This window comes from Streptomyces sp. CB02980 (assembly GCF_014451325.2).
In the GTDB taxonomy this organism is placed as follows: domain Bacteria; phylum Actinomycetota; class Actinomycetes; order Streptomycetales; family Streptomycetaceae; genus Streptomyces.
The window spans coordinates 104,341-125,587 of sequence record NZ_JACSCH020000010.1; the positions used below are offsets into that span (position 1 = coordinate 104,341).

15 protein-coding genes and 1 pseudogene are annotated in these 21,247 nt (G+C 73.8%); 7 read left to right on the plus strand and 9 right to left on the minus strand.

Annotated features, from left to right (window positions below):
* From E0F75_RS21660 to E0F75_RS21685, 6 genes and pseudogenes are all read right to left on the minus strand, one after another.
* Positions 1 to 336 (minus strand): annotated as a pseudogene (locus E0F75_RS21660) (S9 family peptidase); the annotation flags it as partial.
* Complete coding sequence (locus tag E0F75_RS21665) at positions 333 to 1,913, minus strand: MFS transporter (protein WP_229312775.1); 1,581 nt, start codon at positions 1,911 to 1,913, stop codon at positions 333 to 335. The gene E0F75_RS21665 and the pseudogene E0F75_RS21660, both read right to left, overlap by 4 nt.
* Positions 1,910 to 2,881, minus strand: coding sequence for a hypothetical protein (locus tag E0F75_RS21670; protein WP_187624208.1), 972 nt, complete (start codon positions 2,879 to 2,881; stop codon positions 1,910 to 1,912). Before E0F75_RS21670 ends, E0F75_RS21665 begins: the two co-directional genes overlap by 4 nt.
* Positions 2,882 to 2,883: 2 nt before the next feature.
* Positions 2,884 to 4,056: a radical SAM protein gene (locus E0F75_RS21675; RefSeq protein ID WP_187624376.1), complete on the minus strand. Its 1,173-nt coding sequence runs from the start codon at positions 4,054 to 4,056 to the stop codon at positions 2,884 to 2,886.
* 65 nt (positions 4,057 to 4,121) lie between these two features.
* A complete protein-coding gene (locus tag E0F75_RS21680; RefSeq protein ID WP_187624209.1) occupies positions 4,122 to 5,123 on the minus strand; it encodes a hypothetical protein in 1,002 nt (333 codons plus the stop codon).
* Positions 5,095 to 6,300: a glycosyltransferase gene (locus E0F75_RS21685; protein ID WP_187624210.1), complete on the minus strand. Its 1,206-nt coding sequence runs from the start codon at positions 6,298 to 6,300 to the stop codon at positions 5,095 to 5,097. Before E0F75_RS21685 ends, E0F75_RS21680 begins: the two co-directional genes overlap by 29 nt.
* A gap of 687 nt (positions 6,301 to 6,987) precedes the next feature.
* Here E0F75_RS21685 and E0F75_RS21690 point away from each other — a divergent pair.
* The 6 genes from E0F75_RS21690 to E0F75_RS21715 all read left to right on the plus strand — a co-directional run bounded on the left by E0F75_RS21690 (position 6,988) and on the right by E0F75_RS21715 (position 14,231).
* Positions 6,988 to 8,169, plus strand: coding sequence for a radical SAM protein (locus E0F75_RS21690; RefSeq protein ID WP_187624211.1), 1,182 nt, complete (start codon positions 6,988 to 6,990; stop codon positions 8,167 to 8,169).
* Complete coding sequence (locus E0F75_RS21695; RefSeq protein WP_187624212.1) at positions 8,166 to 8,909, plus strand: iron-containing redox enzyme family protein; 744 nt, start codon at positions 8,166 to 8,168, stop codon at positions 8,907 to 8,909. The genes E0F75_RS21690 and E0F75_RS21695 overlap by 4 nt, the downstream gene beginning before the upstream one ends.
* Positions 8,906 to 9,124 carry an aroma-sacti cluster domain-containing protein gene (locus E0F75_RS21700; RefSeq protein ID WP_187624213.1) on the plus strand — a complete coding sequence of 73 codons (219 nt, stop codon included), beginning with the start codon at positions 8,906 to 8,908 and terminating at the stop codon, positions 9,122 to 9,124. Before E0F75_RS21695 ends, E0F75_RS21700 begins: the two co-directional genes overlap by 4 nt.
* 190 nt (positions 9,125 to 9,314) lie before the next feature.
* Positions 9,315 to 12,698: an adenylate/guanylate cyclase domain-containing protein gene (locus E0F75_RS21705; protein ID WP_206706130.1), complete on the plus strand. Its 3,384-nt coding sequence runs from the start codon at positions 9,315 to 9,317 to the stop codon at positions 12,696 to 12,698.
* A complete protein-coding gene (locus tag E0F75_RS21710) occupies positions 12,695 to 13,621 on the plus strand; it encodes a S8 family serine peptidase (protein ID WP_229312777.1) in 927 nt (308 codons plus the stop codon). The genes E0F75_RS21705 and E0F75_RS21710 overlap by 4 nt, the downstream gene beginning before the upstream one ends.
* 25 nt (positions 13,622 to 13,646) lie before the next feature.
* Positions 13,647 to 14,231, plus strand: coding sequence for a GAF domain-containing protein (locus tag E0F75_RS21715; RefSeq protein WP_187624214.1), 585 nt, complete (start codon positions 13,647 to 13,649; stop codon positions 14,229 to 14,231).
* A gap of 94 nt (positions 14,232 to 14,325) precedes the next feature.
* Here the strand turns inward: E0F75_RS21715 and katG are convergent, their stop codons facing one another.
* Positions 14,326 to 16,515, minus strand: a complete 2,190-nt coding sequence (gene katG, locus E0F75_RS21720; RefSeq protein ID WP_229312778.1) for a catalase/peroxidase HPI — start codon at positions 16,513 to 16,515, stop codon at positions 14,326 to 14,328.
* Positions 16,516 to 16,763: 248 nt separating this feature from the next.
* Here katG and E0F75_RS21725 point away from each other — a divergent pair, with 248 nt between their 5' ends.
* Positions 16,764 to 17,219 carry a Fur family transcriptional regulator gene (locus E0F75_RS21725; RefSeq protein ID WP_187624216.1) on the plus strand — a complete coding sequence of 152 codons (456 nt, stop codon included), beginning with the start codon at positions 16,764 to 16,766 and terminating at the stop codon, positions 17,217 to 17,219.
* Between the two features lie 54 nt (positions 17,220 to 17,273).
* Here E0F75_RS21725 and E0F75_RS21730 read toward each other — a convergent pair whose 3' ends face one another.
* Together E0F75_RS21730 and E0F75_RS21735 are read right to left on the minus strand one after the other, a co-directional pair.
* The gene (locus E0F75_RS21730; RefSeq protein ID WP_187624217.1) at positions 17,274 to 18,896 is read right to left on the minus strand and encodes a mucoidy inhibitor MuiA family protein; all 1,623 of its coding nucleotides are present in this window, start codon (positions 18,894 to 18,896) and stop codon (positions 17,274 to 17,276) included.
* A gap of 8 nt (positions 18,897 to 18,904) precedes the next feature.
* A complete protein-coding gene (locus E0F75_RS21735; protein WP_187624218.1) occupies positions 18,905 to 21,205 on the minus strand; it encodes a DUF4139 domain-containing protein in 2,301 nt (766 codons plus the stop codon).
* Positions 21,206 to 21,247 lie beyond the last annotated feature (42 nt).

Below are 21,247 nucleotides of genomic sequence, written 5' to 3' on the forward strand. Positions count from 1 at the left end.
CGTCCCGGCATCGGCCACCACCAGGACCGGATGCTCCTGGCCGGCCTCCTGCCGCAGCCAGAACACCCTGCCGCCGCGGACCTTGGGCGACCGGACACGATCGCCGGCGCCGAGCGCCGACACCTCCGCCTCCCACTGCTCCAGACCGGGCCAGGCCGCCCGCTCCGCCGCGTACAGGGCGTCCTGCCCGGCGCTCCAGCGGCGCGTCTCGGCGGTCTCGGCGTTCTCGAGCCAGCGGTACGGGTCCGGGACGCGCACCCCGTGGAGTTCCTGGACGACGTCCTGCCGCTCGGCGTGCGGGTACGGGCGCCGTGTCCGTCGGGCGTCGGTGGTCACTCCGGTCTCCCTCGTTCGTGGTCGGGCGGACGGTGGCCGTGGGATCCGGCCGGAGAGGTGACGTCGACCGTGAGCGCGCCGGCCTTCTCCGCGGTCTTCCCAGCGGCCTTCTCGGGCCCCGTTCGGGCATCCGGCCCGGCACCCGTCCCCGCGGCCTCCCCGGTGCGCTCCGCATCGGTCTCCGCAGCGCCCTTCGCAGCAGCCTCCCCGGGGCCCCCGGCGACGTCCTCCCCCGCGCCCTTCCCCGCGTTCTCCGTGCCCGGCAGGGCAAGCCACGCGAAGACGCCCGACAGGACGACGATCACCCCGGACACCGCGAAGACCGTGTCGATGGGTCCGAACCGGACACCGGCGACCGAGCCCGCGACGTCCGTCAGCACCGAGCCGGCGAGCCAGCCGGACAGGACCGCGGCGAGCATCGACGCCAGCTTCGTCACCGGATAGAACACGGCCATCACCCGACCCCGGAAGTCCGGGGGCGCCGCCGCGAGCAGCAGCGGCGCCATCGCGGTGTTGAGGACGGTCAGCGGAACAGTGAAGACGAAGAGCAGCGCGATGCCGCCGAGGAAGGTGGTCTGCCGGGAGTAGGCGATCAGCAGAACACCGCTCACCAGCAGGCTGATCCAGGTGCTCCGGCGTGCCCCGAGCCACTGCACGACCCGGCCCCCGCTCAGCGCGCCCGTGATGCCGCCCACTCCCATCGCCATGCCGATGTATCCGTACAGATGGGCGTCGGCGTTGAGGTTGTCGGTGGTGAAGAAGACGTTGAGGGTGCTGAGCGCCCCGATCCCGAACTGCCCGATGACGGCCAGCAGAAGAAGCACGACCAGGAACCTGCTGCGGGCGAAGAACCGCACGCCGTCCGCGAACTCACGGCCCAGGCTGGGCTTTTGGCCCGCCGGTTTCGAGTCGTTCGGAGTCGGCTGGGGAGTGGGCTTCCGGCTCTCCGACGTCGCTGCCGTCGCGGGTACCTCGATCGACCGGATCGCCACGTACGACACCGCGTAGGACAACGCGTTGAAGAGCAGCGCCCATTGGATGCCGGCGGCGAACAGCAGCGGCGCCGCGAGCGGAGGGCCGATGATCCAGGCGGTCTCGCCGGTCGCCTGACCGATGCCGGCGGCCCGGGCGCGGTTGGCGTCCCCCTTCACGAGGTCCGCCAGGATCGCGAAGCGCGCCGGTGAGAAGAACTGGCCGGCCGCGTGCAGCAGGAGCACGGTCACATAGACGAGGGCGAGCCAGACGCCTGCCGGGAGCGCGTCGGTCGGCAGGAAGGAGACGGCGGTCAGGACCACCACGAGCACTCCGCGCACCACCTCGGTGCGGAGCAGAGTGGCGAGCTTGTCCCAGCGGTCGACGAACACGCCCGCGAGGGGGCCGATGACCAGGACGGCGACGCTGGACGCCATCAGTACGCCGCTGACCGCCATCGGCGCCCACGACTCGCCCTTCGCCAGTACGGTCGCCACCCACAGCACCAGCGTCGTGCTGAAGACGGCGTCCCCGACGGACGAGACGGCCTGGCCGAACCAGAGGCGGGTGTAGTCGCGGTTGATCAGCGTGAGGCGCGGTGTCATGAGGCCCACCTCGCCGACGAGACGATCGACGCCATGAGGGCCGTCACCAGGGTCGTGTGGTACGCCTTGCGGAAGAACTCCACGGCCGTGGCCCGCGGCGCGGCCTTGAGCTCCGCCGACCTCCCGGGGATCGCCCCGTCGGGCCGCTGGGCGCGCGCCAGGCACTCCACGGCCGCCGCTCCCGAGGGCGTGCCGAGCGGATCCTGCCGCAGGACGAACTGGGTGAGGACGAGCTCCGCCGCCAGGTCCCAGAGATCGTGCGCGACGCAGTGGAGCAGCATCCTGTGGGTGAGGTCCCGCGCGTGATCCAGGTCGGCCCCGGTGATCCGGGGGTCGGTGCGGCCGAAGTCGCCGAGGTAGAAGGCGGTGTGGGTCAGCGCGTACCCCTGCGGGACGGTGAGCGGCTCCACCGTGCTCCGAGCGGCCGCGTTCGCGGCCGCGGGGCCGGCGGCTCGGAGGGCGACGAGCGGGCTCTGCGGGAGGAGTTCTGCGTACGACTCGATGTCGTGGCGGACACCCGCCTTGTCCGCGTAGTAGCGGATCTCGATGCGTCGGTACGGTGACTTCCCGCCCGGTGACAGGAACTCGGGGTCCAGCCGCGCGAGCGCCTCCCGGCACTGCGTGTCGTCGATTCCGGCGGGGGCGAGCGCGGCGTAGACCAGCCGGTACGTGGAGGCGTACGCGGGACTGTCGTCGAAGAGCCGCGGGAAGTCCGGGTCCTGCCAGAGCTTCCGCACGAGTGCGGTCGCCCCGCTCAAGGGGTCCGGGGCGGTGTCGTCCGGCCGCGCCGCGCGGTGACAGAGCAGCCCCAACTCCAGTGCGGCCTTGGCCTTTCCGTGCGCTGTCGATCGGGCTGCCGACCGGGTTCTCGACCCGGTGGTCGCGGAGAAGGGGTCGAAGTGGTCGAGGTGCCCGCCCAGCCAGTCCAGCGCGCCGGCGGAGAGCTGCTCCAGGAGTGAGGGCGGCATGGCTACAGGCGCCCCGTCTCGTGCAGATGGTCGAGCAGGGCCGTGTCGACGGTGTCGCGGAACCTGGCGAGCGTACGGGCGTCCTCGTCGTAGCTGTAGAGGTCCTGGCAGGCGATCCACCGGTCACCGGTCTCCGCGCTGGGCAGGTAGCCGTCGGCGACCGTGCCGACCTCCCAGTCGGGTTTGCCTGCGGTCTCCCAGCAACTGGCCAGGGTTCCGTCCGCGCTCACGACCGCGCCGTACCGGCCGTTGGTGTGACCGCAGGTGACGCAGGTCTTCCGGCCGCCGGGGCGGTTCACGGTGAAGCCGAGGTCGAGGGCCCTGCGCTGCCACCGGGTGAAGGCGGCGGAGAGCTCCCCGGTGTGCAGGAGGCTGTTGGCGTATCCGACGCCGACATCGCCGATGCGGGCGAAGTACAGCGTGCAGCGCGTGGGGTCGAGCGCGGCCCCCAGCCGGTCGATCAGCGCGTCGACGCCGTGGAAGGTCTCCTGGGAGACGTTGACCCGCAGGGTCCACCGCAGCGGCGTGACCTCGGAGGCCTTGACGATATTGCGGACGATCCTGTCGAACGTGCCGCTGCCGTCCGCCCTGCCGACCCGGATCCGGTCGTGGTCGTCGCGGTCGCCGTCGAAGGTGACCTGGACGGAGGTCAGGCCGCGGTCGTGGAGCCGACGGGCGAGGGACGGGGTGAGCAGGGTGGCGTTGGAGATCATCCAGGCCGAGGTGGGAGCGATGTCCGCGGCCCGCTCCAGGAGTTCGAGACACCCGCGCGGGTTGAGGAGGGGCTCGCCGCCGAAGAGGAGAATCCTGAGCTTCTCCAAACCCACGGCGGCCATCTGGCGCTCGGTGAACCCGAGGATCGAGGTGATCGTCTCCGAGGTGAGCCGGGTCCGCGCGATCCGCGGCGGCCGGCTCCCGCCCGCCAGGTCCTGCGCGGTGTTCTGGAAGCAGTAGCCGCAGCCCAGGTTGCAGTGGGTGCTGGTGAGGACGGTCAGGGCGTAGGCGCGGACCGTGGCGGGGGTGAACATGCCGCTCTCGCGCAGCCGTTGCTCGGCCTCGGGACGCAGGCCTCCGCCGGGGGCGACATGGCGGTCGGCGAGCCGGGCGACGCCGCCCGGACCGAGAAACCACCAGGTGCGCTCGCCCCGGAGGAGACGGGCGCCGGAGGAGGCCAGGTCGGTGCCGGCCGGCGGGGCGGAGTGCGCCGTCTGCCGGTCGACACTCGTCGCTTGGTCGATGCTCACCGTGTCGCCTCCTGTACGGCCGTTGCTCCTGCGGCTCCCGCGGCTCCAGTGGCTTCTGTGGTGGAGCGACCGACGGGTGCGGCCTGCCGGCCGTTGCCGACGATCAGCGTCGTGAGCGCGGTGACGAGGGTCGCCTGGTACGACTTCCGGAAGTACTGCACGGGCGTCGCGTCCGCCGGGGCACGCCTGACGACGGACTTCCCGGGGATCGCTCCGTCCGGCGCCTGGACCTCGGCGAGCATCCGGATGCCGGCCGCCCCGGAGGGCGTGCCGAGGGGATCCGCGCCGAGGCAGTACTGCGCGAGCACGAGCTTGCCGACGAGGTCCCATTCGCCGAGGCCCAGGCAGTGGTGGGTGAGCCGCTCCACGACCTGGAGGGCCTGCTCGCGGGCCTCGTCGGTCAGTCCGGGATCGCGGAGGCCGAAGTCGCTGAGGTAGAAGACGGTGTGGGTGACCACGCAGGCGTCCAGGTCGGCCACGGGCAGAGTGGCGGCCCGGGCCGGCAGGCTGGCCGCGTACAGCTCGTCGTACGAGGCGAACTCGTGGTCGGCGCCCGCGAGATCGGCGTAGAACCTCGCCTCCAGGTGGAGGTAGGGGGCCTTGCGCCGCGGCGCGAGGTAACCGACGTCCTTCAGCCGGGCCAGGACGGCGCGGGGGGCGTCGGTGACGGTCCCGGCGGGTGCCAGTGCCGCGTACATCAGCTCGAACTGCCGGGCGTACCTGCCGTCGAGGGTGAGGAGTCGCGGGAAGTCCGGGCGCTGCCACGCCTGTTCGACGATCGAGGTCGCCTCGCGCAGGGCGGTCTCCGCCGGCGCGGACTCTCCCCAGTAGCGGCAGAGCAGCGCGAGCTGCAGGAGGGCCTTGACGCGGGGTGTCACCGGCAGTTCGGCGTGTCCGGCGGGGGAGTCGAGGTACCCCGCGTGTCGCGCGATCCAGTGCCGCGTACCCATGGACAGACTCGCCACGGCCTCATCGAGGCCGACTGATCGCGTACTCATGGTTCTCCTTCGGGGTCGCGGATGCCTGAGCCGCCCGCTTGACGATGTCGGCCGCGCGGGCCGCGCCGTCCACCGCGGCCAGCCTGTCGCCGAGCGCGCGGGCTCGGGTCCGCAGTCCTTCGTCGCGCGACACGCACTCCAGCAGCGCCGACAGGTCCACGGACGGGGTCTTCGGGTCGCGCACGGCCACGCCGGCCCGTACGCAGGCGCCGGTGAGCAGCGGCTGTTCGGACCCGTTGGGCGAGAGCACCAGGGGGCGGCCGCGCAGGAGGGCCGACAGGACCGGTGCCGAGGTGCCGTTGGCCAGCACCAGGTCGGCCGCGTCGACGAACGGTCCCATCCAGGGCTTCCGTACGAGCAGGATGTCGGCCTCCGGAGCGGGCCTGGGGTCGGTGGACCTGCCCTGCTCGACCACCGCCTGGAACGGTCCGCCGGTGAACGCCTCGTTGAGCCGCGGCCAGAGGGTCCGGCCGCCGAAGAAGCGGCCGAGGTGGACGTAGACGACGGGCTTCCCCGTGCCCGTCCGCTCCAGGTGGTCCTCGACGGCCTCCCACTCGCCCTGCTCGGGAGCTGGTTCCCAGGCCAGTGGTCCCACGTACCGCACCCGCTCGGGGAGTTCCGCGTCCGGGTACTCGAGTGCCCTGTCCCCGCGGAGCAGCAGCGCGTCACCGAGAAGGGGATCGTCTTCCCAACGGGAGGCGCGCCCGGCCAGGCCGACCTCCTCCCGCGTGGCGGCGTGGAGCTCCAGGCTGTCGCGGGTCCGGCTCTCCCGGGTCCTGCCCAGGTGCGGCTCCCCGTCGCCGCCGCTCCGGTAGTCCCACAGATGAACCGAGAGCCCGACCACGACCACCGGAATGTCCAGGGTCTCGGCGGCGAGCAGGGCGCCGTTGCACAGCACCGAGGTGACGAGAAGATCGGCCCGCGCCGCCCGGGCCGCGCGCAGGATCGCCCGGTACTGCGCGGCACCCGTCTTCCCCCACCACGTGGCGGAGAACGCCCGGTGACCGCCGAAGTCCTCGGCCACCGCGCACGGCAGCCCGGCCTCGGCGACGACGGGGCCGGCGGAGGACCTGGCGAGGACGCTGACGTGGTGGCCGCGGCGACGCAGCTCGCGGCCGGCCGCGAGCGCCGGGTAGAGGTAGCCGCCGTCGCTGAGCGGGCAGAGCAGGATCTTCACGACGTGCGCGCTCCCTCGGGGTCGGGCGGGTGGTGGAAGGGCGGAGGGTGATGGCGGTCGGACCGTGAGTGGCCGCGGGCCCCCCGGTTCCTGGCGTGATGCGCCGAGAACCGGGCGGCCCGCGAGGTACTCAGGACGAGACGAGTCGCGTCAGGAGATGTCGCTGGAGTTGTTGATGATGCAGCCGGCCTCGTCCTCCTCGGCCTCCCCGTGCGCCACGACCTCGATGTCCTCGTCCTCGACCGGCTTCGGGTTCGTGTTCTCGGGCATGTTCGTCCTCCTCGTTTGACGGCGTCGCTGCGCCGGCTGAGAAGAACGTACGAACGACGGGTATGGGAACGCCTGGTCGTCGGTTCGACGCCGGTATGCGTCGAAGGGACGGACCCGGTACGACTCCGTGACGTGGGCCGATGCCCGCGCCGGGCAGCGGCGCCCGGCCGTCCGCAGGACGCCCGCACGCTCCCCCAGGCCCGTTCCGAAGCCTTCCGCACCCCTCCGGACCTGGGACTTAACCGTTCACCAGGCGTTCGTGAACCGGAAGTCTGCCGCCCGGGGCCACCATCCAGGAATGCTCCGCGCGCGGTACGAGTGCGGCCGACGGCGTCCTGACGGCGAGCCGGCAGCGACCTCCGGGAGAACTCGCCGGGGGACCGGGCGCGGCGCGAACTCAAGGAGGAGGAGACGGACATGGACCTGGCGGAGCTCATCGGCCTGCGGCCGGTGCCCTGCGGTGGTCTCCTCGTGGCACTCACCCGCCGCTGCCCCATGAGCTGCGCGCACTGCTCCACGGGCTCGTCCATGGCGGCCTCGGAGGAGCCCGACCAGCGGCAACTCCTCGACTTCATCGGCTCGTTCGGTGCCGAGGACCGCCCAGAGGTGGTCATGCTGACCGGCGGCGAACCGCTGCTGCTCCCCGAGCTGGCCGCCCGCGTGGCCGGAATCGCACAGGCCAAGGGGTCCCGGGTGGCACTGCTCAGCGGGATGTTCTTCGCCCGTGGGGGACGCGTCCCCGACCGGATCATGCGGACGATCACCGCCCTGGACCACTTCTCGGCGAGCCTGGACGTCCACCACGAGCGAGAGGTCCCGCGCGCGGACGTCCTGCGCGCCCTCCGCGCCGTACTCGACGCCGGGGTCCCCGCCAGCATCCACCTCACGGGCACCGGTACCGGCTCCGGCGCAGGTCCCGGTACAGGCACTGGCGCGGACGTCGACGACCCGTACCTGGTCGACGTCGTCGCGGACGTGCGCCGTGTCTTCGGAGCCGGGATGCCCATGCTGGTCAACGAGGTGCGGCCGCTCGGCCGCGCCGCCGGCCTCGTCCGGCCGACGCCGCCGGGACCGGACGACGGCCTGGCGGCGCCCTGCGCCCTCGCGGCCTGGCCCGTGGTCGCCTTCGACGGGACGGTGGCGGCCTGCTGCAACCAGTGGACGGTCGACCGGCGCCCCGTTCCCCCGCACCTGCGGCTCGGACACATCGCCGAGGACGACTGGCCGACCGTCCGCGAGCGTTCCCTCGGCTCCCCGGTGCTGCGGATGCTGCGCGCGGTCGGCCCAAGGCGGCTGCACGCCCGGTACGAGACCGAGCAAGCCCCGGCCGGCTACTGCCGCAGCTGTCACGCGCTCGCCGACCGCCCGAGCGTCCTGGAGGGCGCGGCCAGGGACGCCGGCGGTCGCGTCGGCGAACTCCTCGACCGGCTCACCACGGCGCAGCAGCGCGCGGCAGGACCCGCCGCCCTGGTGCGGCGCATGGGCTGCGCGCGCTATGCGCACCTGGTCGAGCCGACGTCCGGAGAGGAACGCGTGTCCACGAACGAGCCCCGACCCAACCAGGCGTCGCCAACCGCAGAGGCGAGGAGCAGCCGATGAACGCCACAACCACAGCGCCCACCGTCACAGCCCCGACCGCCGCAGCCGCAGCGGCAAGCACCGCCACCGGCGCCGCCACGGTCACGGCATCCCTGGCGCTCCGCACCAAACTCACGCCCACCGCACCCGTCCTGAGGGCCGCGACCGCCGCGCTCTGGCGACCGGACGGACTGCGGCAGCGGTACGTGCGCTATCTGGCCGCCATGCATCCGCTCGTACGGGCCTCGGTGCCGCTTCTCGTACGGGCGGCCGAGCGGTGCGCCGCCGAGCGCCACGACCCGGCCGCGCGCCGCCTGGCCGCGTACTACCTCCGCCATGCCGAGGAGGAGCGGGACCACGACGTCTGGCTGCTCGACGACCTGGCCGCCGCCGGTGCAGGTCCGGCGGCCGTGGCGCACCCGATCGTCGTGGAACTGGCCGGGGCGCAGTACTACCGGATCGAACACGAGCACCCCGTGGCCCTGCTCGGCTACATCGCGGTCCTGGAGGGCAACGCCCCCGGGCCGCGGCTCGCGGACCGCCTCGCCGAGGTCACCGGGCTGCCGGGCGGCGCGTTCCGCACGCTCAGGGAGCATGCGGAGCTCGACGGCGGGCACCTGGACGACCTCTACCGGGTGTACGACGCGCTCGCGCCGAGCCCGGCCCGGCAGACGGCCGTCTCCGTCAGCGCGCTCCACACGGCGAACCTGCTCACCCGCCTGTTCCTTTCCCTCGCCGAGGACAACGGAGGACACCCATGACCGACAACGCCGCCCCGCACGGCACGGAGCCCACCCTGGAGGCACTCGCCGCCGCGGGCTTCGACGTGGACGCGCTGAGTGATGAACAGCAGGACGTCGTACGGGCGTTGACGCCGGACGAGCTGGCTCTGCTGGTCGACATCAGGGGGCGTCTCGACGCGGCGGCCCCCGAGGTCCAGGCCCACGCGGACGTGGCGGGCGGCGCGCTGTTCTGACGCGGGGCGCACCGCCGCCCCGGCAGTCGAGTGGTCCCCGTCGAACCCCCCGTCCCCCCGTCCACCGGAGGAATCCATGCCCTGCGCTTCGTGCGGGAGTGCTCTGCCGCCCGGAGCCCGGTTCTGCCCGTCCTGCGGCAGCCCGTGCGCTCCCGGGCCGGTCACGGCCAGGCCGACGGGCCGCAAGGTGGTGACGGTCCTCTTCTGCGACCTGGTGGGCTCCACCGCGCTCTCCGGGGCGCTGGACGCGGAGACGCTGCGGTCGGTCACGCTCCGCTGGTTCGACCTGATGCGGCTGCGGATCGAGGAGCAGGGCGGCACGGTGGAGAAGTTCATCGGGGACGCGGTGATGGCGGTGTTCGGTGTGCCGACGGTCCGGGAGGACGACGCACGGAGGGCGGCCTCCGCGGCCCTGGCGATGAGGGAGGCGCTCGCCGGGTTCAACGCGCGCCTTGAGGAGGCCGTGGGGGTACGGCTCGAGATGAGGATCGGAATCAACACCGGTCAGGCGGTGACGGGTTCGGCCACGCAGCGGCAGGCGATGGTCTCGGGCGAGGTGGTGAACGTGGCCGCCCGCCTGGAACAGAACGCGGCGGCCGGCGAGATCCTGCTCGGTCCCGGCACCCTCGCGGCCGCCGGGCCGGGCATCCGGACGACGGAGACGGGCCCCCTGCTCCTCAAGGGCAAGAGCGACCGGGTGGCGGCGCACCGTCTGGTGGCGCTGGACGAGGAGGACGGCCCGGAAGCCCTACGCCGCTTCGACGTCGGCTTCGTCGGCCGTATGCACGAACTGACGCTGATGAACGAGGTGTTGACCCGGGTGGTGCGAAGGGGAAGCGCCGACCGCCTGGTGGTGGTCGGAGAGGCGGGCCAGGGAAAGACCCGCCTGATACGGGAGTGGCTGCACCACGCGACAGCCACGGGCCGGAGGGACGGACGCACGCCGCCGCTCCCCACGCCCCACGCGCCGGCGAAGGGCCCGGACCCGGCCTCAGGGCCCGCCCCGCTCCCGGGTCCCGCCCCCCGTCACGGCGTCGGGCGTTGTCGGGCTCGGGGTGAGCAGCCCAGTCTCGGGCCGCTTGCCGATGCGGTGGCCGGGCTGCTGAAGAGCCTTGGCGCGGTCGTGCCTTCGCCCGAACTGGACCTGCTCCGTCAGGGCCTGCTCCTCGACGGGACTCCCCATCCGTCCCCGGCGGACACCTGTGCCGCGCTCGCCAAGGTTCTCGCCGAGCTGTCCGAGGAACAGCCCCTCGTGCTGGTGATCGACGACTGTCACTGGGCGGCGCAGCCGCTCTTCGACGCCCTCGACCGGCTCCTGCGCGCCCTCACCGACGCGGCCGTCCTGATCGTCCTGCTCACCCGACCCCAACTGTTCGACGTGCGGCCCGAACTCGCCCCGGGCGCCGTCCTGCTCGGCGGCCTCTCCGATGCCGAGGCGCAGCTCCTCGCGGCCGAGCTGACGGGGCAGGCGGCCGACGGCGCGCCGCTCGCACCGCAGGTCCTGGCGCGGGTCGGCGGGAATCCGCTGCACCTGGAGCAGCTGCTCGTGGCGGGGAACCCCGTCGACGCGGACAGCGTCCCGCTGCCCCTCCAGGCCCTGATCGGGGCTCGGATCGACGCGCTCGAACCGCCCGAACAGCGGGCCCTCGGCCTGGCGTCCGTCCTCGGCGGCGACTTCACCGCCGACGAACTCACGGAGCTCGCCGGACCTCCCGCCGAGACGTGGACCGAGTCCGAGCTCCGGACCACCCTCCACCGGCTCGTCCGTCACCGTCTCATCAGGCCGGACGGCAGGGCGTTCCGCTTCGCCGGAGGGCTGATCCAGGAGGTCGTCCACACCAGCCAGTCCAAGCAGGACCGCGCCGACCGGCACGAACGCGCGGCACGCCTCGACACGGTCCGGCACCGCGGCAGTGCCGCGGTCGGGGCGCATCTGGAGCAGGCGTACCGCTATCGCGTCGAGCTCGGCGCCCAGGACGCGCACACCGACGGGCTCCGGCGACGCGCCGCCGACGCCCTGGCGGAGGGCGGTCGTCTCGCGCTGGCCCACGCCGACCCCGTATGGGCCGCCGACCTGCTGGGCAGGGCCACGGACCGGTACGCGGCGGGCGAGCCGGGCCGTGCGGCCACGCGACGGCGGCTCGGCCAGACGCTGCTCGACCTCGGCCGCGTGACGGAAGGCCGGGCACTGCTCGAAGAGGTCCTGGCGGAGGTTCCGGCGGACGGCTGCGGGACCGATGCGGTGGAGGCCGCGCACGCCCGACTGGGCCTGGCGTCCGCCGGCCTGGCGTCCGCAGGCCGGTCGGCAGCCGGCCGGTCGGACAGCCGCCGGGCCGGGACGACGAGCCGTACGGAGGAAGCGTGCGGCGCCGGGGACGCCCGGTCCGAGGACAGCCTCCCCGAGGCGAGTCCGGCGGCGGACGGTACGTCGACCGGGGAGCCGCGGACCGACGACGACAGCCCGTCCGGGGGCAGTCGGTTCGCTGCCGCCCCCGGTGCCCACGCTCGGTTCCCCACGCGCCCGGCCGTGCGCCGTATCGCCCCCGGCGGTGAGTCGCCGGCCGAGGCCGCAGCCGTCACCCTGCCCGTCTTTGCCGCCGCCGGTGACGAGTTCGGCCAGGCCCGGGCCTGTCTGCGGCTCGCCCAGCAGGCCCAGGAGCAGGGCCGGCACCGGGAAGCCGAGCGCCTGCTCGACCGGGCCCTCGGACATGCCGTACGGGCCGATGCCGAGCCCGAGCGGGCCGCCGCCCTCGGGGCCATGGGGGTGTCCCTCTGGCGCGGGCCTCTCCCCGTCGTGGACGCCGTGACCCGCTGCCGCGCCCTGCTCGCCGAGCAGGGGGCCGGCCGCCGCGCCGTGCGGCTGACGCTCAACTGCCCGCTGGCCGTTGTTCTCGCCCTGCACGACGACAGGGACGGCGCGCTGGCCTGCCTCGCGGAGGCCGGACAACTCGCCCAGCGGCTCGGCTACGCCGAGACCGACGCCTTCCTGCCCCTCTTCACCGCCACCGTCGACGACCTGGCCGGCCGCCGCGAGGAGGCCCTCCTCAACCTGGAGCGGGCCGCCGCCGCCGCGCGGGCGCTCGGCGCCACCGGGCTCCTGCGCAGCGCCCTCCTGGACGCCACCCGCATCCGCCTCGACCTCGGCGACTGGCGTACCGCACACGACACCCTCGCCGAACTCGAACCGCCGGGAGGGCGGTCCGAGGCGGCCCGGCCACGCGCCGAATCGGCCGACCTCGACGGTCTGCGCGCCCGGATCGCCGCGGTACGAGGGGAGGCCGCGACCGCCACCCGCCTGGCCGACCGGGCGCTCGCCACCGCCGTCCGTACCGACTCGCCCATCGTCCAGGGTCTCGCCGCACTCGACGCTGCCCGCACCGCTCTGGCGTTGGGACACACGAAGGACGCGGCCGAGGCGGCGGTGCGCGCCCGGTGGAGCTTCGCCGCCAAGGGCCACCTCCCCGCGGCACGCGAGGCCGAGGCCGTCGCCCTGCGCTGCCGGGGCCGCCGGGCCTTCGGGCCCGGCTCCGTCGGCCCGGCGGTCAGCGGAACCGGAAAGGACGCCCAGCGATGACCACCGGCCGGAGGCCGGACAAGGCCTCCACCCCCACCACGCCGGGCCCGGCGCCGACAGGCCGACCCGACGGGGCCGAGACCCGGACCCGGACCTCGGCCCGGACTTCGGCCCCCGGACTCACCTGGGGCCTCCGAGGCCGTGGCCCCGACGACGTACCCGTGGAGGCCGACCATCCGCCGGAGCCGCCCGAGGGCGGTCTGCTCGGTGGGACCGGGCGCGGCGTTCGCGTCTGCGTGGTCGACTCCGGGGTCGAACGCGACCACCCCATGGTCGGCCCCGTCGACCAGTCCTGGCGCGTCTTCAAGGACGACGACGGTGTCCACGTCGAGGAGACCGACGAGGGCGACGCCTGCGGTCACGGCACCGCCTGCGCCGGGATCATCCGCCGCACCGCCCCGGACTGCGAGCTGTCCAGCGTCCGCGTGCTCGGCGAGCGGTTCTCCGGCAGCGGCGACATCCTCCTCGAAGGGATCCGCTGGGCCGTCCGCCAGCGCTTCGACGTCGTGAACCTCAGCCTCTCCACCAGCCGCGACCGCTTCGTGGAGGAACTGCGCCGGCTGGCCGACGAGGCGTACTTCCAGCAGACCGTGATCGTCGCCTCCGCGCACAACACCCACGTGGAGAGCTTCCCCTGGCGTTTCTCCTCGGTGATCTCGGTCGGCAGCCACCAGGAGGACGACCCCGACCTCCACCTCTACAACCCCGAGCCACCGGTGGAGTTCTTCGCCCCCGGCCAGCGGGTGCAGGTGGCCTGGCTCGGCGGTACGTCGATCCGTACCTCCGGCAACAGCTTCGCCACCCCGTTCGTCGCCGGCCTCTGCGCGCGGATCCTGTCGAGCCGACCGCGGCTGACGCCGTTCCAGCTGAAGAACGCCCTGTACCTGTCCGCCGCCAACGTCCGTGTCCACGGCAGCCGGTAACGACCGGCGCCGGAAGGGAACCCCCATGGCTCAGACGATCGCCCCCGCCGTCCCCTCCGCGCCCCGGCCCGATCCGGCCATGGCGGAGCTTCTGCAGTCGGTCGTGGACACCGCGCGCGCCATCTTCGGCGCCGAGGCGAGCTCCATCCTGCTCCTGGAGGAGGCAGCGGACGAGCTCGTCTTCGAGGCCGTCTCCGGACAGGGGCAGGAGTTCCTGGTGGGCCGGCGCTTCCCGGCGGGCCGGGGGATCGCCGGCTGGGTCGCCGCCTCGGGCGAGCCGATGGTCGTCGACGACCTGCACGACAGCACGTCCTTCGACCGGGACGTCGCCCGGTCCACCGGCTTCGTGCCGAACGCCCTGATGGCCGCGCCGCTCGTGCACGGAGACCGTGTCCTCGGCGTACTCGAGGTCCTCGACCCGTCTCCGCAGGCCCGGTCCAGCCTGTCCGAGCTCGACCTGCTGAGCCTCTTCGCCCGGCAGGCCGCCGTCGCCCTGCACGTCCTCACCACCCACGCACCTCGCGGGGCGGAACCCGCCGCCCCCGAGGACCCCGCGCGGGCCGAACTCCTGCGCCTCCTCGCGGAGGCCCGCCGTCTCCTGGAGGAGTGAGGACCCGAGACACCCAGAGGTACCCAGAGATGCCCCGGCCTGCCCCGGCCTGCCCGGGCCGGTCGTCGGGCGGCCGGGGCAGGCCGGGTGCGGGTCAGGAGAGGTCGAACCGGTCCAGGTTCATCACCTTGTTCCACGCCGCCACGAAGTCACGGACGAACTTCTCGCCCGCGTCCCGGGACCCGTAGACCTCCGACAACGCGCGGAGCTGGGAGTTCGAGCCGAAGACGAGGTCGGCGGCGGTGGCCGTCCATGTGACCTCGCCCGTCCCGCGGGCCCGCCCCTCGTAGACGTTCTCGGTGGCCGTCGACGGCTTCCACTCCGTGCCCATGTCGAGCAGGTTCACGAAGAAGTCGTTGGTCAGGGACTCCGGCCGGTCGGTGAACACCCCGTGCCTGGACGTGCGGAAGCCGGTGTTCAGCGCCCGCATGCCGCCGACGAGGACCGTCATCTCGGGCGCCGTCAGCGTCAACAGGCTGGCGCGGTCGAGGAGGAGGGTCTCCGGCGACAGCTTCTCGCCCGCCCGGAGGTAGTTGCGGAACCCGTCCGCCCGCGGTTCGAGCACGGCGAACGACTCCACGTCGGTCTGCTCCTGCGAGGCGTCCGTGCGCCCCGGCGAGAACGGGACCGTGATGTCGTGCCCCGCGTTCTTCGCGGCCTGTTCGACGGCCGCGCAGCCACCCAGGACGATCATGTCGGCGAGCGAGATCCGCACCCCGCCGGACTGGGCGTCGTTGAACTCCTGCCCGATCCGGTCGAGGGCCGCCACCGTCTCGGTCACCTCGGGAAGGGCGTTGGACTCCCAGTCCTTCTGCGGTGCGAGCCGGATCCGCGCGCCGTTGGCGCCGCCCCGCTTGTCCGTGCCGCGGAAGCTCGCAGCCGACGCCCACGCGGTGGTGGCCAGCCGGGAGACGGAGAGACCCGAGTCGAGGATCCGGCGCTTGAGGCCGGCGACGTCCGCGTCGGTGACCAGGGCGTGCCCGGCCGCGGGGACGGGGTCCTGCCACAGCTGCTGCTCGGGGATCCACGGGCCGAGGTACCGCGAGACGGGCCCCATGTCGCGGTGCAGGAGCTTGTACCAGGCGCGGGCGAAGGCGTCCGCGAGCTGGTCCGGGTTCTCGTGGAAGCGCTTCGCGATCGGCCCGTAGACCGGATCGAGCTTCAGCGAGAGGTCCGTCGTCAGCATGATCGGAGCGTGCCGCTTCGACGGATCGTGGGCGTCGGGCACCGTGTCCTGGGCCGCGGGATCCGTGGGGGTCCACTGCTGGGCGCCGGCCGGGCTCGTCGTCAGCTCCCAGTCGTACCGGAAGAGGTTGTCCAGGAAGCCGTTGTCCCACTTCGTCGGCGCGGTGGTCCACGCGCCCTCCAGGCCGCTGGTGAGCGCGTCGGCGCCCTTGCCGCTGCCGCACGTGTTGCGCCAGCCGATGCCCTGCTGCTCGACGGGGGCGGCCTCCGGCTCCGGACCGATGCACGAGGGATCGACCGCGCCGTGACACTTGCCGAAGGTGTGGCCGCCGATGATCAGCGCGGCCGTCTCCTCGTCGTTCATCGCCATGCGGCTGAACGTCTCGCGAATGTCCCGGGCCGCGGCGATCGGATCCGGATTTCCGTTGGGGCCTTCGGGATTGACGTAGATCAGGCCCATCTGCACGGCGCCGAAAGGACCGGTGAGTTCCCGGTCGCCGCGGTAGCGCTCATCGCCGAGCCAGGTGTCCTCGGGGCCCCAGAAGACCTCCTCGGGCTCCCAGATGTCCGCACGGCCGAAGCCGAATCCGAACGTCTTGAATCCCATGGATTCCATGGCGCAGTTACCGGCGAAAACCAGCAGATCGGCCCAGGAGATCTTCCGGCCGTACTTCTGCTTGACCGGCCAAAGGAGCCGGCGTGCCTTGTCGAGGCTCGCGTTGTCCGGCCAGCTGTTGAGCGGCGCGAAACGCTGCGCTCCGGAGCCGCCACCGCCCCGGCCGTCCTCGATGCGGTACGTCCCCGCCGCGTGCCAGCTCATCCGGATGAAGAGCGGCCCGTAGTGGCCGTAGTCGGCCGGCCACCAGTCCTGCGAGGCCGTCATCACCTCGAAGACGTCCTGCTTCAGCGCGTCGACGTCCAGGGTCGCGAACTCCGCCGCGTAGTCGAAGTCCTCGTCCATCGGACTGGCCTGGGGCGAGTGCTGGTGGAGGACCGTGAGGTCCAGCTGGTTCGGCCACCAGTCCCGGTTCGTCCTGGGGGGCGTCTCCTTCGGGGTCGGGGAGGGGATTGCCGGGTTCTCGCTGTCGCTGCCGGACACGTACGTCCTTCTTCCTGTCGCGATGTTTCCGTCTGCCGGCCGCATGCTCGTGACGTCGTCTGCTTTTCAGGTGTCGAGCACGGCGACTCGGCGTCCGTATGGTCGCGCACTGGGGACCGCACTGCTAAGAGAACACGCAGGGCGCCACCGCGTAACAAGCGGGCGGAATCCGAAAAGGCGCCGGCGGCCCGGTTCGGGCGGCCGGCGACATTCCCGGACCGGAATTCATGCGAGAAAGGTGAAATCCTATGAGCGACCTGTTGGAGCGGCTGCGCGGGCGTGGCTGGCGGATGACCTCCCAGCGGCGTGTCGTCGCCGAGGTCCTCGACGGCGAGCACGTCCACCTCACGGCCGACGAGGTGCACTCCCGCGCGGCGGAGCGGCTGCCGGAGATCTCCCGGGCGACCGTCTACAACATCCTGGGTGAACTGGGCCGGCTCGGCGAGGTCGTGGAGGTCTCCGTCCACGGCCGCGCGAAGAGGTACGACCCGAACGCGCGCCACCCGCACCAGCACCTGGTGTGCTCCGTCTGCGGCACCGTCCGGGACGTCCACCCGACCGGCGACCCGGTGGCCGCGCTGGCCGCCCTCCCGGCCGAGGACCGGTTCGGCTTCACGGTGGCCGAGGCGGAGGTCACCTACTGGGGGCTGTGCCCGGAGTGCGCTCCGCTCCGGGCACCGGGCGCGCCGAACCCCCCACGGTGACCTCGGCCTTCGGCTTCGATCCTCGGCCCTCGACCCTTCGTCGTCGGCCCTCCGTCAGAGCCCGGCGACCTTGGAGCTCGCCGACAGCTCGTAGACCAGCGTGACCGTGCGCCGGCCGCCGGGCGGCAGCGGGACGTCCCAGCGGGCGATGCCCTCGGCGTCGACCGCGTCGGGCGCCGGGGAGCAGGCCTCCTTGCGGAGCCGCACCTCCACCGCCGAGACCTCCGAGACCGGGATCCGCTCCCGGAGCACGACCACCCGGTCGTCCGTCTCCCCGGGAGCCGAGAACCGGGAGACGTGCAGCCGGACCGTGCGGGTGACCACCGTCCGCTGGGTGAGCCCGGTGGTGTCCCGGGTCTCCTCCGTCTCCCGCACCACCCGGTGGTCGTCACGGCTGCCGAAGGCGAGTTCGACCGGGGCGCCGGGGGTGGTGAACTCGAGAGTGCCCCGGCCGCCGAAGCCGCTGCCGCGGATCAGGTCGACGGGTCCGGCGAGCAGCACGTGCCCGGACCGGTTGTCGAACCGCACCACCTGGGTGACCAGCGGAGACACCTCGGGCGAGCTGGCGTACTCGCTGCCGGCCGCCGTACTGAAGACGGAGAGCGGCACCCGGTGCGCGCGGCCGTCCGAGGGCACGGAGACCGGCGTGGGGGAGTGCAGCACCCGCGTCTCGCCGCCGTCGTCCACACCGGGCAGCCCGAGGACCGGAACGGGCCCCAGGTCGCTGATGTCCTCCTCGCGGAGCTCGACGTCGACCGTGCGCCGCTCCGCCGCCGTACGGTCCTTGAGCGTCAGCCGGTCCTCGCCCAGCGACGGCGGGTCGGTGGCCAGCGCCGACCTGGCGGTCGACAGCGTCAGCTCGACGCCGGTCCAGTCCTCGCCCGTGCGCTGCCAGACCATCGCGTCGGTCTCGAGGGTCACGGAGCCGCCGTCGAGCACGGCCCGGTAGGCGGGCCGCCACAGCGCGCACGGGACGAGGTGGCTCAGGCGCAGCCCGACCGGACCGGCGGCCGTGGCCTCCACGGTCAGCTCGACATGGGCCACCAGCTCGGCGGGTTCCTCCTCGGTGGCGTCCATGGCCCACCGGACCTCGCCGAGTTCGGCGGCCAGCGCGGACAACCGGGCGTCAGCGGTACGGAGCTGCTCGCCGTACCTGTCGCGCTCGGCGTCCACCCGGTCCAGTTCGCGGATCCAGCGGGGCCCTTCGGCCTCCCCCGAGCCGGCTCCCTCACCGATGTCCCGCAGGACATCGGTGGCGAGGCGGCCGAGCACGTCGAGGCGGGTCCGGAGCCGGTCGCGCCGCTGCTCCATGGCCCGTCGCTCCTCGTCGAGGGCGTGGACGCGGTGGCGCAGCGCGGAGTCGTCGGCGGCCGGCCGCCGAGGCGCGCGCGGCTCCCAGCTGCGGACGACGCGCACGTCGAGCACGGTGGCCGGGTGACCGGAGGTCAACTCGGCATGGAGGGTACGGTCGACGGCCAGCGCGCTGACCGGTCCGAGCCGCAGCCGCTGGACCCCGCCCGCCAGGTCCAGCTCGACGGCGCGATCGATGTGGGCGCGGTCCTCCAGGCAGGTGACGGCGGTGACAGGGGCGGGGGTGACGGGGACGGGGGCCGCGGGCACGCGGGTCGACGGCACGGCCGTGCCGTCGCCGGCGCTCGTCTTCGAGGCGGTGGACATGGTGTGTCTCAGCTCCTGCGGTTGCCGCCGACCAGGGCTTTGCCGGCCGGGATGCGAATCTCGTAACCGCCGTCGAGGGCGGCGGTGCCACCGGCGGGCAGGTCCACCCGCCAGACGCGGGTGCCCGGGGCGTGCTGCTCGGACGTTCCGCCGTCCTCGGGCGCCGTCCAGCCGGCCCGCTCCTCGATGCGCACGTCGGCCTCGGAGGTGACCGGCACGCGCTCGCGGATCTCGACCGTGGCGGGCCTCGCGAGCCCGTTGGCCAGCTCGACGTGGACGCGGTGGTCGAGCACGGTGATGTTGTTGCGCAGGCCTGCGGTCGACTCGTTCAGGTGCGTGCGGCGCGTGACCCGGATGCCCTCGGCCGGCCCGAGTCCCACCCGGCGTACGCCGCCGGGGGCGAGGGTGGGCAGTGCGGTGGTCAGCAGGAAGTCGTCGTCGACGGTGACCTCCACCGGGCCGGCGAGCAGCGCCTGGTCCGTGGCGTTGGAGAGGACCAGCGTCGCGTACACGGTCTGCTCCACGGACGGCACGCAGAGGTACTCGGTGCGCAGACCGACCGGAATCTCCCCGACGGTGACGGTGTGCCAGGTGCCGTCCGACGGCACGTCGGCGCGGGCGGCGGCATCGAAGCGGTGGTCGAAGGAACCGGCCGACTCGCGGGGCCGAACGGCATGCCCGGGCAGCGGCAGCGAGGCCACGGCATCGGCGCGACGCCGGTGTTCGGCCGCCACCGCGTCGAAGGGCGAGGCGGGGAACAGCCGGCCTCTGCGCGCACTCGGCTCGTCCGGGCCGGACAGCACCAGGGCGGCGTAGTCGAGCTCGTCGCCGCTCGGCCGCGGCGGCCCGGGCGGTGGGGGAGGAGGCGGCGGTGCCGGGGCAGCGCCGAGCGGTGCCGGAGCAGCGGGGGCCATCGCGGCGGGGGCGGGAGCGCCCGCGAAGGACTGACCGCCGCCGCGTGGCATGCCGCCGGGCTGAGCCGGCGACCGCCGGGCGAAGTCGGGGGAAGCCTCGCGGCGGAAGGCCTCGGGGGCGGAGCCGTATCCGCCTCCCGGCGCCGGTGGCGGCGGCGGTGCGCCGTAGGCCTGTGGTGCCGGCGGGGGGATCGGCGGCCCACCGGAGGTCAGTGGCGCCGGCAGCGGTACGGGATCGGGTACGAAGCCTCCCCCGGCCGCGACGGGCAGGGGGGAGCCGCTCCCGGCCGCGGGTGCCGCGGCCCCGGGTGCGCGGGGCGCGAGAGGTCGCGGGCCCGCCGCCGCGTAGCCGGCGAACAGGTCGGCGAGCCCCGCCGGAGGCTCGCGCCAGCCGGAAGGAGCGGGGGCCGCCTGACGGCGTCCGATCCGGATCGAGCGGAGCTTCGGCAGGTCGGTACGGCGCCGCAGATCGGCGGTGGCCAGGGCGATCCGTACCCCGGTCCAGTCCTCGCCGGTGCGCTGGGCGACCGAGGCGCGCAGCACCAGGCGGCCGGTGCCGTCGCCCTGACGGTGGGTGAGGCGGTAGGCCGGCACCCAGACGGCGCCGGGCACCCCGTACTCCAGCTCCAGCTCCACTTCGGGACGCGGCGCCGCCTCGCCCTGCGCCCCGCCCTCCACCTCGGCGTCACCGTCCGCTTCCACCAGGGTCAGGACCGCGGACACCGTGGTCTCCACGTGCGTCGACGGAGTGGCGCTGGAAGCACGGGCGAGCCGGTCCGTGGCGACGGACAGCTCGTGCTCGGCCCGGAGCAGCTCCTCCTCCAGCTCGGCGAGCCGGGCGTGCAGTCCGGTGAGCCGGGCGTCCACGAAGTCGGCGAGCTCCAGCCACGCGTCGACAGGGGTACGGCGGTGCGGGTCGTCGCGCTTGCGGGCCGGCGGCACCGGGCGCAGCCCACCGACCTCCGCGATCAGTCGCTGCTGCCGGTCCCGGCGTCCCTCCGCCGCCGCGTACGCGTCGCGCAGCCGCTCGACCTCGCGTCGCAGCCCCTCCGGCACGCCGGAGGCGGTGCCCAGCGGCTCGGCCTCGACCTCCACCCGGGCCTCGGTGACCCGTATCCCGGAGGCGCCGAGGACCCGGGCCCGCAGCGAGCCGGGGTCCAGCGAACGCGGCAGCCCCGTGACGCGGACCCGGCCGTCCGAGGGCACGGGCCCCCGGGCCAGGCGGCGGCAGAGCGCCCCCTGCGCGTACACGACGACCGAGTCGAGGGCCGATCCCCACGTCGATGCCGTCCCGCTCGTGCCGGTCGACCCAGTCGTCCCGGCCACCCCGGCCACCCCGGTCGACCCGCTCGTCCCGGCCACCCCGGTCGTCGTTCCAGCTGCGTCAGCCGTCATGCGCCCCCGCCCCCGTCCTGTCACGCTGTCCTGCTCCGTCAG